14 protein-coding genes are annotated in these 12,677 nt (G+C 65.6%); 12 read left to right on the forward strand and 2 right to left on the reverse strand.

The genetic code is table 11. The features are described 5' to 3' along the window. Positions 1 to 86: 86 nt before the first annotated feature. From nrdR to ACIPIJ_RS25620, 12 genes are all read left to right on the forward strand, one after another. The gene (gene nrdR, locus ACIPIJ_RS25565; RefSeq protein ID WP_016393425.1) at positions 87 to 551 is read left to right on the forward strand and encodes a transcriptional regulator NrdR; all 465 of its coding nucleotides are present in this window, start codon (positions 87 to 89) and stop codon (positions 549 to 551) included. 2 nt (positions 552 to 553) lie between these two features. Then, positions 554 to 1,684 carry a bifunctional diaminohydroxyphosphoribosylaminopyrimidine deaminase/5-amino-6-(5-phosphoribosylamino)uracil reductase RibD gene (gene ribD / locus ACIPIJ_RS25570; protein WP_401082125.1) on the forward strand — a complete coding sequence of 377 codons (1,131 nt, stop codon included), beginning with the start codon at positions 554 to 556 and terminating at the stop codon, positions 1,682 to 1,684. A 42-nt stretch (positions 1,685 to 1,726) separates the two neighbouring features. After that, positions 1,727 to 2,392 (forward strand): riboflavin synthase, encoded by a 666-nt coding sequence (locus ACIPIJ_RS25575; protein ID WP_008092354.1) that lies wholly within the window; start codon positions 1,727 to 1,729, stop codon positions 2,390 to 2,392. Positions 2,393 to 2,410: 18 nt separating this feature from the next. Continuing rightward, the gene (ribBA, locus tag ACIPIJ_RS25580; protein WP_401082128.1) at positions 2,411 to 3,502 is read left to right on the forward strand and encodes a bifunctional 3,4-dihydroxy-2-butanone-4-phosphate synthase/GTP cyclohydrolase II; all 1,092 of its coding nucleotides are present in this window, start codon (positions 2,411 to 2,413) and stop codon (positions 3,500 to 3,502) included. Between the two features lie 91 nt (positions 3,503 to 3,593). After that, entirely contained in the window at positions 3,594 to 4,070 is a 477-nt protein-coding gene (gene ribE, locus ACIPIJ_RS25585; protein ID WP_008092356.1) for a 6,7-dimethyl-8-ribityllumazine synthase, read from the forward strand. Next, a complete protein-coding gene (gene nusB / locus ACIPIJ_RS25590; protein WP_401082131.1) occupies positions 4,067 to 4,567 on the forward strand; it encodes a transcription antitermination factor NusB in 501 nt (166 codons plus the stop codon). Before ribE ends, nusB begins: the two co-directional genes overlap by 4 nt. Before the next feature lie 18 nt (positions 4,568 to 4,585). Then, on the forward strand, positions 4,586 to 5,545 hold the full coding sequence (gene thiL / locus ACIPIJ_RS25595; RefSeq protein WP_401082134.1) for a thiamine-phosphate kinase: 960 nt from the start codon (positions 4,586 to 4,588) through the stop codon (positions 5,543 to 5,545). Then, on the forward strand, positions 5,542 to 6,045 hold the full coding sequence (locus ACIPIJ_RS25600; RefSeq protein WP_313714135.1) for a phosphatidylglycerophosphatase A: 504 nt from the start codon (positions 5,542 to 5,544) through the stop codon (positions 6,043 to 6,045). The genes thiL and ACIPIJ_RS25600 overlap by 4 nt, the downstream gene beginning before the upstream one ends. 16 nt (positions 6,046 to 6,061) lie before the next feature. After that, positions 6,062 to 6,805 (forward strand): substrate-binding periplasmic protein, encoded by a 744-nt coding sequence (locus ACIPIJ_RS25605; protein ID WP_401082137.1) that lies wholly within the window; start codon positions 6,062 to 6,064, stop codon positions 6,803 to 6,805. 121 nt (positions 6,806 to 6,926) lie between these two features. Then, a complete protein-coding gene (ribA, locus tag ACIPIJ_RS25610) occupies positions 6,927 to 7,544 on the forward strand; it encodes a GTP cyclohydrolase II (RefSeq protein WP_401082140.1) in 618 nt (205 codons plus the stop codon). Beyond that, positions 7,541 to 7,960, forward strand: a complete 420-nt coding sequence (locus ACIPIJ_RS25615; RefSeq protein WP_401082143.1) for an MFS transporter — start codon at positions 7,541 to 7,543, stop codon at positions 7,958 to 7,960. Before ribA ends, ACIPIJ_RS25615 begins: the two co-directional genes overlap by 4 nt. After that, the gene (locus ACIPIJ_RS25620) at positions 7,960 to 8,772 is read left to right on the forward strand and encodes a cobalamin-binding protein (protein WP_401082146.1); all 813 of its coding nucleotides are present in this window, start codon (positions 7,960 to 7,962) and stop codon (positions 8,770 to 8,772) included. The genes ACIPIJ_RS25615 and ACIPIJ_RS25620 overlap by 1 nt, the downstream gene beginning before the upstream one ends. Here ACIPIJ_RS25620 and ACIPIJ_RS25625 read toward each other — a convergent pair. Both ACIPIJ_RS25625 and dxs read right to left on the reverse strand, forming a co-directional pair. Beyond that, positions 8,750 to 10,627, reverse strand: coding sequence for a TonB-dependent receptor domain-containing protein (locus ACIPIJ_RS25625; RefSeq protein ID WP_401082149.1), 1,878 nt, complete (start codon positions 10,625 to 10,627; stop codon positions 8,750 to 8,752). The two genes, ACIPIJ_RS25620 and ACIPIJ_RS25625, sit on opposite strands and share 23 nt — an antisense overlap. Before the next feature lie 104 nt (positions 10,628 to 10,731). Continuing rightward, the gene (gene dxs, locus ACIPIJ_RS25630) at positions 10,732 to 12,627 is read right to left on the reverse strand and encodes a 1-deoxy-D-xylulose-5-phosphate synthase (protein WP_401082152.1); all 1,896 of its coding nucleotides are present in this window, start codon (positions 12,625 to 12,627) and stop codon (positions 10,732 to 10,734) included. Between the last annotated feature and the right edge of the window lie 50 nt (positions 12,628 to 12,677).

Genomic DNA, 12,677 nt, shown 5'->3' on the forward strand with positions numbered 1-12,677 from the left:
AGAATTCAATGGATGTTAACCCCTTTGGCTTGTCTTGCCAGTGGGATGCGCTACCATGGCCCTCCCTTTTTTTGTTGCCTGCCACCATGCACTGTCCCTTTTGCGGTGCCAACGACACCAAGGTCATCGACTCGCGCCTGGTCGCCGAGGGCGAACAAGTGCGCCGCCGCCGCGAATGCGTCGCCTGTGGCGAGCGCTTCACCACCTTCGAAACCGCCGAACTGGTATTGCCCCGGCTGATCAAGCAGGACGGCACCCGCCAGCCCTTCGACGAAGACAAACTGCGTGCCGGCATGCAGCGCGCGCTGGAAAAGCGCCCGGTCAGCGTCGAACGCCTGGAAGCGGCGTTGGCGCACATCAAGAGCCGCCTGCGTGCCACGGGTGAGCGCGAGGTCAAGTCGCTGGTGGTGGGTGAGTTGGTGATGGCCGAGCTGCGCAAGCTCGATGAAGTCGCCTACATTCGTTTCGCTTCGGTGTACCGGCGCTTCCAGGACCTCGACGAATTCCGCGAAGAAATCGACCGCCTGGCCCGCGAGCCGGCTAAAGAGTGAGCATGCCGAGCCAGACCGCGATCCTCGATGCCCATTACATGGCCCGTGCCCTGGAGCTTGCGCGCAAGGGCGTCTACACCACCCACCCCAACCCGCGCGTGGGTTGCGTGATCGTCCGTGATGGCGAGGTGGTCGGCGAAGGCTGGCATGTGCGCGCCGGCGAGCCGCATGCCGAGGTGCACGCCCTGCGCCAGGCCGGTGAGCGGGCCCGTGGTGCCTGTGCCTACGTGACCCTGGAGCCTTGCAGCCACCATGGCCGCACGCCACCCTGCGCCGAAGCGTTGGTCAAGGCGGGCGTGGCGCGCGTGGTGGCCGCCATGCAGGACCCCAACCCGCAAGTCGCTGGCCAAGGCCTGCAGCGCCTGGCCGATGCCGGCATTGAGGTCGCCAGTGGCGTTCTCGAAGCCGAAGCCCGTGCCCTTAACCCCGGGTTCCTCAAACGCATGGAACATGGCCTGCCGTTCGTCCGCGCCAAGCTGGCGATGAGCCTGGACGGCCGCACTGCCATGGCCAGCGGCGAAAGCCAGTGGATCACCGGCCCTGCCGCCCGTTCTGCCGTGCAGCGCCTGCGGGCCCGCGCCAGCGTGGTGCTGACCAGCGCCGCCAGCGTGTTGGCCGACAACGCACGGATGACCGTACGCGGTGCTGAATTGGGGCTGGATGAGGAAACTACCGCGCTGGCCCTGAGCCGTACGCCACTGCGTGTGCTGATCGATGGCCAACTGCGCCTGCCGCTGGATGCACCGTTCTTCCAGGCAGGCCCGGCGCTGGTGGTCACCGCCCTGGGCAGTGCCCCGCGTTATGCCGAAGCCGGCCACGAACTGCTGAGCCTGCCCGGCAGCGGCGGCCACGTCGATCTGCCGGCCCTGATGCAGGCACTGGCCGCTCGCGGGGTCAACGAGATCCTGCTGGAAGCCGGTGCCGGCCTAGTTGGCGCTTTCGCCCAGCAAGGCCTGGTCGACGAGTACCAACTGTTCGTCGCCGGCACCTTCCTCGGCTCCCAGGCCCGCCCGTTGCTGGATTGGCCGCTGAGCAAGATGAGCGAAGCGCCACGGCTGAAAATCACCGAAATGCGTGCGGTGGGCGACGACTGGCGGGTCACGGCCATCCCTCTGCCGGCACCCGGCGTATAATGCCGGGCTTGCCCCGCGCGACCCGTTTCTGAGGAAGACCCCATGTTCACCGGTATCATCGAATCCATCGGCACCATTCGCAGCATGACCCCCAAGGGCGGTGACGTGCGCGTCTACGTCGAGACCGGCAAGCTCGACCTGGGTGACGTCAAGCTGGGCGACAGCATTGCCGTCAACGGCGTGTGCCTGACCGCCGTCGAGTTGCCGGGCGATGGTTTCTGGGCCGACGTCAGTGTCGAGACCCTCAAGCGCACCGCCTTCATCGACCTCAAGAGCGGCAGCAAGGTCAACCTGGAAAAGGCCCTGACCCCGACCACCCGCCTGGGCGGCCACCTGGTCAGCGGCCACGTCGACGGTGTCGGCGAAATCATCTCGCGCAGCGATAACGCCCGCGCCATCCAGTTCCGTGTGCGTGCACCCAAGGAGCTGGCCAAGTACATCGCCCACAAGGGTTCGATCACCGTCGACGGCACCAGCCTGACGGTCAATGAGGTCAATGGCGCCGAATTCGAGCTGACCATCGTCCCGCACACCCTGTCCGAAACCATCATGGCCGACTACCGCGCAGGGCGTCGGGTAAACCTTGAGGTCGACCTGCTGGCCCGTTACCTGGAGCGTCTGCTGCTGGGTGACAAGGCTGCCGAACCGAGCAAGGGCAGTGGCATTACCGAAAGCTTCCTGGCCGCCAACGGCTTCTTGAAATCCTGATTGAGAAGGGGGTGCCGCGTGGCGCTCAACAGCATCGAAGAACTGGTCGAAGACATCCGCCAGGGCAAAATGGTCATCCTGATGGATGACGAAGACCGCGAGAACGAAGGCGACATCATCATGGCGGCCGAGTGCTGCCTGCCCGAGCACATCAACTTCATGGCCAAGCACGCCCGCGGCCTGATCTGCATGCCGATGACCCGCGAGCGCTGCGAAACGCTGAAGCTGCCGCTGATGGCGCCGCGCAACGGCTCGGGCTTCGGCACCAAGTTCACCGTGTCGATCGAAGCCGCCGAAGGCGTCACCACCGGCATTTCCGCTGCCGACCGCGCGCGTACCGTGCAGGCGGCCGCCGCCAAGGACGCCAAGGCCGAGGACATCGTCAGCCCGGGCCACATCTTCCCGCTGATGGCCCAGCCCGGCGGTACCCTGGCCCGCGCCGGCCACACCGAAGCCGCCTGTGACCTGGCGCGCATGGCCGGCTTCGAGCCGAGCGGCGTGATCTGCGAAGTGATGAACGACGACGGCACCATGTCGCGCCGCGCCGAGCTGGAAGTGTTCGCCGCCGAGCACGGCCTGAAGATCGGTACCATCGCCGACCTGATCCACTACCGCATGATCCACGAGCGCACCGTGCAGCGCGTGTCCGAGCAGCCGATCGAAAGCGAGCTGGGCGAGTTCAACCTGGTCACCTACCGCGACGCGGTGGAAGGCGACGTGCACATGGCCCTGACCCTGGGCAAAATCTGCGCCGAAGAGCCGACCCTGGTGCGCGTGCACAACATGGACCCGCTGCGCGACTTGCTGATGGTCAAGCAGCCAGGCCGCTGGAGCCTGCGCGCGGCCATGGCCGCCGTGGCCGAAGCCGGCAGCGGCGTGGTGCTGCTGCTGGGCCACCCGCTGGACGGCGACGTGCTGCTGGCGCACATCCGCGAAAGCGCGGGCGATGCCCCGGCCAAGGCCCCGACCACCTACAGCACCGTCGGTGCCGGTTCGCAGATCCTGCGCGACCTCGGTGTGCGCAAGATGCGCCTGATGAGTTCGCCGATGAAGTTCAATGCGATATCCGGATTCGATCTGGAAGTTGTAGAATACGTGCCCTCCGAGTGACTTGAGGCGGCGCATGCGCCCCCACGCTCGAGTCCAAACCCTCCCGAGGCCGCCAGTGCGCGGCCTCGCTCTTGAAGATGAGAACATCGGAATGACCCTGAAGACCATCGAAGGTACCTTCATCGCCCCCAAAGGTCGCTATGCTTTGGTGGTTGGCCGCTTCAACAGCTTCGTCGTCGAAAGCCTGGTAAGCGGTGCCGTTGATGCCCTGGTACGCCACGGTGTCAGCGAAAGCGACATCACCATCATCCGTGCCCCAGGCGCGTTCGAAATTCCGCTGGTGGCACAGAAAGTCGCCCAGCAAGGCGAGTACGACGCGATCATCGCCCTGGGCGCAGTGATCCGTGGCGGTACCCCGCACTTCGAATACGTGGCGGGCGAATGCACCAAGGGCCTGGCCCAGGTGTCCATGGAGTTCGGCGTGCCGGTGGCCTTCGGTGTCCTGACCGTCGATTCCATCGAGCAAGCCATCGAACGTTCCGGCACCAAGGCCGGTAACAAAGGTGCTGAAGCTGCCCTGTCCGCTCTGGAAATGGTCAGCCTGCTGGCGCAGTTGGAGGCCAAGTGATTAGCGACGAAAGCGATCGTTTCAACCCGCGCGATCCAAAACCTGCGGATGCCGGCAAGCCATCGAAGAGCGCCAAGCGCCGTGAAGCCCGCAAGCTCGCGACCCAGGCCCTGTATCAATGGCACATGGCTCAGCACTCGCTGAACGAGATCGAAGCGCAGTTCCGGGTCGATAACGATTTTACCGATGTCGACGGTGCCTATTTCCGCGAGATCCTGCATGGGGTCCCGGCAATCAAGGGCGAAATCGACAACGCACTGAAGCCGTGCATGACCATGACCCTCGAAGAGCTCGACCCGGTCGAACTGGCTGTGCTGCGTCTGTCCACCTGGGAGCTCATCAAGCGCGTCGACGTACCGTACCGCGTGGTGATCAACGAAGGTGTGGAACTGGCCAAGGTCTTCGGCGCCACTGACGGCCACAAGTTCGTCAACGGTGTACTGGACAAGCTGGCGCCTTCGCTGCGCGAAGCTGAAGTCAAGGCGAACAAGCGCTGATCCTGGCGCTGTCGAGCCATGGGTGAGTTCGAGCTGATCAACCATTACTTCGCCGCCGCGCCTTGTGCGCAGGGCGGCGAGGGCGTGGCCCTGGGTATCGGTGACGACTGTGCCTTGCTCGAGCTCCCCCCCGGTGAACAGCTGGCGGTGTCCACCGACACCCTGGTCGCCGGGGTGCACTTTCCGGCGGTCTGCGACCCGCATCTGCTGGGCCAGCGTGCCTTGGCCGTGGCGGCCAGCGATTTGGCGGCCATGGGGGCCCAAGCCATTGGCTTCACCCTCGCGCTGACCCTGCCTGGCGTCGGCCCCGACTGGCTTGCAGCCTTTGCCGACGGCCTCAGCCGCATGGCCCAGCGGTGCCGCATGAGCCTGATTGGCGGCGACACCACCCGTGGCCCCTTGAGCATTACCGTCACTGTGTTCGGCCACGTACCGGCCGGCCAGGCCTTGCGCCGCAGCGGTGCTAGGCCGGGTGACTTGCTGTGCGTCGGTGGCGCGCTGGGCAAGGCGGCGGGGGCGTTGCCGCTGGTGCTGGGTGAACGCGAGGCGCCAGCCGACCAGGCCGAGCCGCTGCTGGCCCACTACTGGTCTCCGCTGCCGCAGCTCGACCTTGGCTTGCGTCTGCGCGGGCGGGCAACGGCGGCGCTGGATATTTCCGACGGCCTGCTCGCCGATTGTGGGCATATCGCCAAGGCATCCGGTGTCGCGCTCGAGGTGAACCTGGCCCAGGTGCCAGTGTCTCCTGCACTAGAAGCCTTTCTCGGCCCAGAGGCAGCGGTGCAGGCGGCGCTCACCGGTGGCGACGACTACGTGCTGGCATTCACCCTGCCGGCCGAGGTGCTTTCATCCCTGGCCGACGCTGGCGTGCATGTGATCGGCCGCGTGCGCGAAGGGCAGGGCGTGACCCTGCGTGACGCGCAGGGCCAGGACATCACCCCCGTGCAGCGGGGCTATCAACACTTTAGGGAGACACCGTGACCGACCACCCCAACCAGGTGCCTGCGGAGTTCGTTCCGCCATCGGTCTGGCGCAACCCATGGCACTTCATCGCTTTCGGCTTCGGTTCCGGCACCTTGCCCAAGGCCCCCGGTACCTGGGGCTCGATGGTGGCCATCCCGTTCATCCCGTTGTGGCAGATGCTGCCCGACTGGGGCTACTGGCTGCTGTTGGGCGTCACCATGCTGTTCGGCTTCTGGCTGTGCGGCAAGGTGGCGAACGACTTGCGCGTGCACGACCATGAAGGCATTGTCTGGGATGAGATGGTCGGCATGTGGATCACCCTGTGGCTGGTGCCCGAAGGGTGGCAGTGGATCCTTGCAGGGTTCCTGATGTTCCGCTTCTTCGACATCCTCAAGCCATGGCCGATTCGCTGGATCGATCGCCACGTGCACGGCGGTGTTGGCATCATGCTCGACGATATCCTGGCGGGCGTGTTTGCCTGGCTGGGCATGCAGGTTCTGGTGTGGGCGGTTGGCTGAGACAGGGAGCGCTTCGATGGCCATACGGACTGTGCTGCTGGCGATATTGCTGAGCGTTGCCCCCTGGGTGGCGGCGGCCGAAGGTGTGCCGAAGCAGGTCCATCTGGTCAGCGAGGAGTGGCTCGACTACACCAATGCCGATGGCTCCGGTGTCGCCTGGGACGTATTGCGCAAGGTGTTCGAACCGGCCGGGGTCAAGGTGGTGACGCAAAGTGCGCCCTACAGCCGTGCAGTCGGGCTGGTCAAACGCGGCGAGGCGGATGCCTGGGTCGGTTCCTACAAGGACGAGAACGACGACAACCTCTACCCGCGCTGGCACTTCGACATGGACCATATCTATGCCCTGGGCCTCGCCAGCAAGCCAGTGCCGACCCTGAGCACCGTTGGCCAGTACCGCCTGGCCTGGGTGCGCGGCTATGACTACGGCAGCTACTTGCCCAATGTGAAGAACTTCCGCGAGATCCAGCGCCGCGAGGGCATCCTGCCGATGCTCGAACATGACCGTGTGGACTTCTACATCGATGCGCAGACCGAAGTCGACTACGTGCTCGGCCAAAGCTCGCAGCCCGGACGCTTCCGTCGCACCCACGTGGCCGAACTGCCGCTGTACCTGGCGTTCGCCCGCAACGGCCAGGCCAAGGCCCTGCGCGACCTGTTCGACCGGCGCATGGCAGAGCTGGTGCGCAGTGGCGAGTTACGGCCGATCTTCGAGCACTGGAAGCAGCCCTATCCGTTCGCTTCCGACAGCCAGCCACAATGAGGCCGCCCTGCTAAGCATCGAACTTTTCGATCTTAAGCGGCGGTATTCAACGAGCGCGCCGGCGGCAACCTGCTGATACAATCGCTCCACGAGAAATTTCCAACTTATCCAGGAGCACAACGTGCCCGTCGTCTTTGTTGCCGCCTCTAAACTCCCGACGCCTTTTGCGACATTCACCATGCATGGTTTCCTCGAAGAAGCCACCGGCCGTGAGCACGTGGTGCTCAGCCTGGGTGATATTGCCGACGGTGAGCCGGTGCTGGGGCGCCTGCACTCCGAGTGCCTGACCGGCGATGCCCTGTTCAGCCAGCGTTGCGACTGCGGTTCGCAGCTGGAAGCCGCCCTGCAGGCCATCGCCCGTGAAGGTCGTGGCGTGCTGCTGTACCTGCGCCAGGAAGGCCGTGGCATTGGCCTGTTGAACAAGATCCGCGCTTACGAGCTGCAGGACGGCGGCGCCGACACCGTCGAGGCCAACGAGCGCCTGGGCTTCGCCGCCGACCAGCGTGACTACGCGATCTGCCTACCGATGCTGGAGCACCTGGGCGTGAAATCGCTGCGCCTGATGACCAACAACCCACGCAAGGTCAAGGCACTGACCGACATGAACATCAAGGTCGCCGCGCGCGTGCCGCTGCACACCGGGCACAACCCGCACAACCGTTACTACCTGGCGACCAAGGCCGACAAGCTTGGCCACATGCTGGGTAACGAGCATCAGGGCGAGGTACCTCAAGCGTGACCCGTGGCGAGGTGAAGCGGCGCCTGGCGCTGGCCTGGTGGCAATACCTGGCGGTCGGCCTGGTGCCGCTACCGGTGATGGCCTGGGCCTTCGGCGGTGGTGATGCGCTGATCCCGGTGCTGGCCATGCCGTTGTTCATTGCGGGCGCGGCGACCATGTTCCTCAGCCTGCCGCGCTTCGGTGCCTTCAAACGCGCCTTGATCGCCACCGACAAGGTCATGGGCACGGCTGAAGAGCCGACTGCCTGGATCGAATTGGCGCGGGTGCGGCGCCTGGCCATGCTGTATGCCTGCTTCCCTGCCTGGGTTGCCGCATTGTCGGTGCTGGTGGGGCTCGAGGCGGTGCCGCAAATCCTCCTGGCGCTGTCCACCGTCGTCATCCTTTACCTCTACCGCATTCCGCGTCAGCTGGGCTGATGCGCGTCCTCCTCTGCCTGTTGGCGCTGCTGGCCTGCACTGCGCGGGCGGGTGAACCGCTGCGCGTGGTCAGCCTCGCGCCTTCGATGAGCGAGATCATGCTCGAACTGCAGGCAGACGACCTTCTGGTGGGTGTGCTCGACGGTGGCGAGCGACCAGCGGCGCTGCGCGCGCTGCCTTCGGTGGGGCGCCAGGGGCAACTGGACATGGAGCGCCTGCTCAGCCTCAAGCCCGACCTGCTGCTGCTCTGGCCGGGCAGCGTGGCCGCGGCCCAGCGCGATCAGCTCAAGCGCCTGGGCATCGCCACCTACAGCGCCGAACCCCACAACCTTGACCAGTTGCTCGAACAGATCGAGGCCATTGCCGTGCGTGTCGGGCGGGCCGAGCACGGGCGGGCCTATGTGCAAGCCCTGCGCGAGCGTCTGCAGCAGTTACGCCAGCAGTACCGGCGCGAGCAGCCGCTGCGGGTGTTCTATCAAGTCTGGGACCGGCCGATGTACACCCTGGGTGGGCGCCAGGTAGTCAGCGATGCCTTGGCCGTGTGCGGCGCGCGCAACCTGTTTGCCGACCTGAGCCAGCCGGCCCCGCAGGTGAGTGTCGAATCCGTGCTGCTGCGCGACCCGCAGGTGATTCTGGCAGGTGATGCGGCGCAACTGGCCAGCTGGAAGGCCTGGCCACGCCTCAGTGCGGTGGCGGCAGACCGCTTGTTGGTGGTGCCGGACAAAGGCCTGGAACGGCCCAGCGGGCAAATGATCGAGGCCACCGCCCGCCTGTGTGCACTGCTTGCGGCTAAAGCGCCGGTGTCCAGGTGACACTGAACAGCGCCGTGCGACCGTCTTCGCGGTAACCGTAACTGGCGCCTTCGTAACTGTACAGCGCGCGGCTGTAGCCCTTGTTAAGCAGGTTATCCAGTTTCAATTCCAGCTTCAGTTCATCCGTCGCCGCCCAGCTGCCGCGCAGGCCCAGCAGGCCATAGCCAGCCAGGCGGTTGCGGTTGGCTTCGTCGTCATAGCTGGTGCTCACCGCTTGCCAGCTGCCGCCCACCGTGAAGCGCTCGAACTGGCGGTCCAGGTCCAGGCTCAAGGTGCGCCGCGCACGGCGGGCGAGGGTGTGGCCGCTGTCGCGATCACGCGGGTCGATCAGGGCCAGGCCGAGCTGGCTGCGCCACTCGCCCCACTGCTGGTCCAGCGCCATTTCAAAGCCGTTGATGCGCGCCGAGGCGACGTTACGCGGAATCGAATCCTGGCCGAAGATGATCGCATCGCGCAGGTCGGTGCGGTACAGCGAGGCTTCCAGGCGGCTGTCGCGGCTGAGCTGGCTGCGCCATTGCAGCTCGTAGCTCTTGGAGTGCTCCGGGTCCAGGTCGGGGTTGCTGAACTGCGGGTAGTACAGGTCGTTGAAGGTCGGGGCGCGGAAGCCCTCGCTGTACGACAGCAGCACATCGTTGTGGGTGTTGAGTGGCACCGTGAGGCTGCCACTCCACGTGGTCTGGCCGCCGAACTGCTGGTTCTGGTCGCGGCGCACACCCAGCTCGGTGGAAAAGTGCTCACCGCTGTAGCGGTGCTGGATGAAGGCGGCGCGGTTCCAGCGGCTGTCCTCGGTGAAGTCGGTGCTGCCGTGCACGCGGTCCTCGTACCAGTCGCCACCGATCAACAGGTTGTGCTGTTCGGTAAGGGCCAGGTCGTTTTGCCAGGTGACCTGGTCGCGGTAGGTGTTGAAGACGAAGCGTTCATCGCTGAGCTTGTCTTGCTTGTCGTCGCGGTTTTCGCTATGGCCGAGCTCCAGGCGCGAATGCCACAGGTCATTGAGCTGAGCGTCGAAGTAGGTGCCCAGGCTGCTGACGCTGAAGTCGGTGTACGGCTTTTGCCCGAAGCTTTCGAAGGTGACCGGGTCGAAGCCGCCGAACGGGTTGTCGTATTCGCTGCGCCCACGGCTGTCGAGCAGGTTCAGGCCCGCTTCGAAACGCTCGCCGAAGGTGTGGCTCAGGCTCAGGTTGAGCGATTTGTTGCGGTAGGCATCGTGGTCGCCGTCGCTGGCGAAGGACGGGCCAGTGGCGTCGATGCCCGCCGTCTCGTCCAGGCTGGCGCCGAGGTTGAAGCGTGTGGCGCCGTCACCGCCGGACAGGCCCAGGTTGCGCTGCCAGGTCTGGTTGCTGCCGGCAGCCAGGCGCAGGCGCGGCTGCAGGCCGGGGCCACTGCTGCGGCGGGTGAAGATCTGGATCACACCGCCGATGGCATCGCTGCCATAGACCGCCGAGCGCGAGCCACGCAGCACTTCGACGCGCTCGATCTGGTCGACGTCGAGAAACTGCAGGCCGCTGTCGCCGGAGGTGGCGTTGGCGATGCGCACGCCGTCCACCAGCACCAGGCTCTGCGCGGCCTTGGTACCGCGGATGAAGATACCCGGCAAGCTGCCGCGCCCACCGGTGGGTGCAACTTGTACACCCGGCACGCGGGTGAGCAGGTCGGTGACGCTGGTGGGTTGCAGGCGGTCGATGTCGTTGCGGGTGAAGACGGTGTTGGCGGCGCTGGTGGCAGTGCGCGATTCGACCTGGCGGTTGGCGCTGATCAGTACGTCGGGGAGTTTCAGGGCGTCATCGCGGGCGGGGTCGGCGGCGAACACTGTCGCGGGGACGCAGAGTAGGGTGGCAAAGGCCGGAATTTTCATCGGTAGTTCCACAGCATTCGCGGGTAAACCCGCCCCCACAGGCCCTGTGTTGAACCCTGTGGGAGCGGGTTTACCCGCAAATTCGTCCTGTTGGCCAGTGAGCGTTACAGGCCGAGCTTGGCCATGCGGGCCTTCACCGAAGCCTCGATCCCAGCCGCATCCAGCCCGCACTCAGCCAGCATCTGCGCAGGCTTGGCATGCTCGACATAGAGGTCCGGCAGCCCTAGGTGCAGCAGCGGTTTGATCACCGCCTGGCTGGCCAGGAACTCACCCACGGCAGCCCCCGCACCGCCCATGATGGCGTTTTCTTCGACGGTCACCAGCAGCGCGTGGCTTGCAGCCAGTTCAAGCACCAGCGCCTCGTCCAGCGGTTTGACGAAGCGCATGTCGACCACGGTGGCGTTGATTTGCTCGGCAACCTGCAGGGCTTCGGCCAGTTGCACGCCAAACACCAGCAAGGCGACTGTTTGCCCTTGGCGGCGGATCACACCCTTGCCGATTTCCAGCGGTTCGAGGTCGCCGCTGATCGGTGCGTTGGGGCCCGTACCGCGTGGGTAACGCACTGCCGCCGGGCCGTTGTACAGGTGCCCGGTGCTGAGCATCTTGCGCAGTTCGTTCTCGTCGCTCGGGGTCATCACCAGCATGCCCGGGATGCAGCGCAGGTACGACAGGTCGTAGCTGCCCGCGTGCGTCGGGCCGTCTTCGCCGACCAGGCCGGCGCGGTCGATGGCGAACAGCACGTCGAGGTTCTGCACCGCCACGTCGTGGATCAGCTGGTCGTAGGCGCGCTGCAGGAAGGTCGAGTAGATCGCCACCACCGGCTTGCTGCCTTCGCATGCCATGCCCGCAGCCAGGGTAACGGCGTGCTGCTCGGCGATGGCCACGTCGAAGTAACGCTCAGGATAGCGTTCGCTGAAGTCGACCAGGTCGGAGCCTTCCTTCATCGCCGGCGTGATACCCACCAAGCGGTTGTCGGCGGCGGCCATGTCACACAGCCACTGGCCGAACACCGCAGAATACTTCGGCCCGCTGGCCTTCTTCGGCGCGGCCGGCTTGTCGACGGGCTCGAGCTTGGTGATGGCGTGGTAGCCGATAGGGTCGATCTCGGCCGGGGCGAAGCCTTTACCCTTCTTGGTCACCACGTGCAGGAACTGCGGGCCCTTGAGGTCACGCATGTTGCGCAGGGTGGCGATCATGGTCGGCAGGTCGTGGCCATCGATCGGGCCGATGTAGTTCCAGCCCAGTTCTTCGAACAGGGTGCCGGGCACCAGCATGCCCTTGGCGTATTCCTCGGTGCGGCGGGCAATTTCCCAGGCGCCTGGCAGGCGCGACAGCACCTTCTTGCTGCCTTCGCGCATGCTCGCGTAGGTGCGGCTGGAGAGAATCTTGGCCAGGTAGTTGGACAGCCCGCCGACGTTACGTGAGATCGACATGTCGTTGTCGTTGAGGATGACCAGCATGTCGGCGTTGACTTCCTGGGCGTGGTTCAACGCCTCGAAGGCCATGCCGGCAGTGAGGGCGCCATCACCGATTACCGCGATCGACTTGCGTGCGCTGTTCTGCAGGCGGGCGGCGATGGCCATGCCCAGGGCGGCGCTGATCGAGGTGCTGGAGTGGCCGACGCCGAAGGTGTCGTATTCGCTCTCGCTGCGGCGCGGGAAGGCGGCGATGCCGTCCTTCTGGCGCAGGCTCAGCATGCGGTTGCGGCGGCCGGTGAGGATCTTGTGCGGGTAGGCCTGGTGGCCGACGTCCCACACCAGCCGGTCGTCCGGGGTGTCGAAGACGTAGTGCAGGGCGATCGTCAGCTCGATCACGCCCAGGCCGGCGCCAAAGTGCCCACCGGTCTGACCCACGGTGTAGAGCAGCTCCTGGCGCAACTCGTCGGCCAGGGGCTCCAAGTCGGCTTCGGCCAGCCGGCGCAGGCCGGCAGGCGTGTCAGCGCGGTCGAGCAACGGCGTGACCGGGCGTTCGCGGGGGATCTCTTGAAACGTCGTGGGCATCAGGCGAGTCGTTATAGATGTTAAGACGCGGCAGTTTACCCCATTGTGGG

Origin of the sequence: Pseudomonas sp. NPDC087185 (assembly GCF_044744955.1) — a bacterium.
GTDB lineage: Bacteria > Pseudomonadota > Gammaproteobacteria > Pseudomonadales > Pseudomonadaceae > Aquipseudomonas.

Coding starts and splice junctions, on each gene's coding strand:
- dxs (WP_401082152.1), bottom strand. CDS start 12,627: ATGCCCACGACGTTTCAAGAGATCCCCCGCGAACGCCCGGTCACGCCG.
- ribD (WP_401082125.1), top strand. CDS start 554: ATGCCGAGCCAGACCGCGATCCTCGATGCCCATTACATGGCCCGTGCC.
- ribE (WP_008092356.1), top strand. CDS start 3,594: ATGACCCTGAAGACCATCGAAGGTACCTTCATCGCCCCCAAAGGTCGC.
- nrdR (WP_016393425.1), top strand. CDS start 87: ATGCACTGTCCCTTTTGCGGTGCCAACGACACCAAGGTCATCGACTCG.
- ACIPIJ_RS25620 (WP_401082146.1), top strand. CDS start 7,960: ATGCGCGTCCTCCTCTGCCTGTTGGCGCTGCTGGCCTGCACTGCGCGG.
- ACIPIJ_RS25605 (WP_401082137.1), top strand. CDS start 6,062: ATGGCCATACGGACTGTGCTGCTGGCGATATTGCTGAGCGTTGCCCCC.
- ACIPIJ_RS25575 (WP_008092354.1), top strand. CDS start 1,727: ATGTTCACCGGTATCATCGAATCCATCGGCACCATTCGCAGCATGACC.
- ACIPIJ_RS25625 (WP_401082149.1), bottom strand. CDS start 10,627: ATGAAAATTCCGGCCTTTGCCACCCTACTCTGCGTCCCCGCGACAGTG.
- thiL (WP_401082134.1), top strand. CDS start 4,586: ATGGGTGAGTTCGAGCTGATCAACCATTACTTCGCCGCCGCGCCTTGT.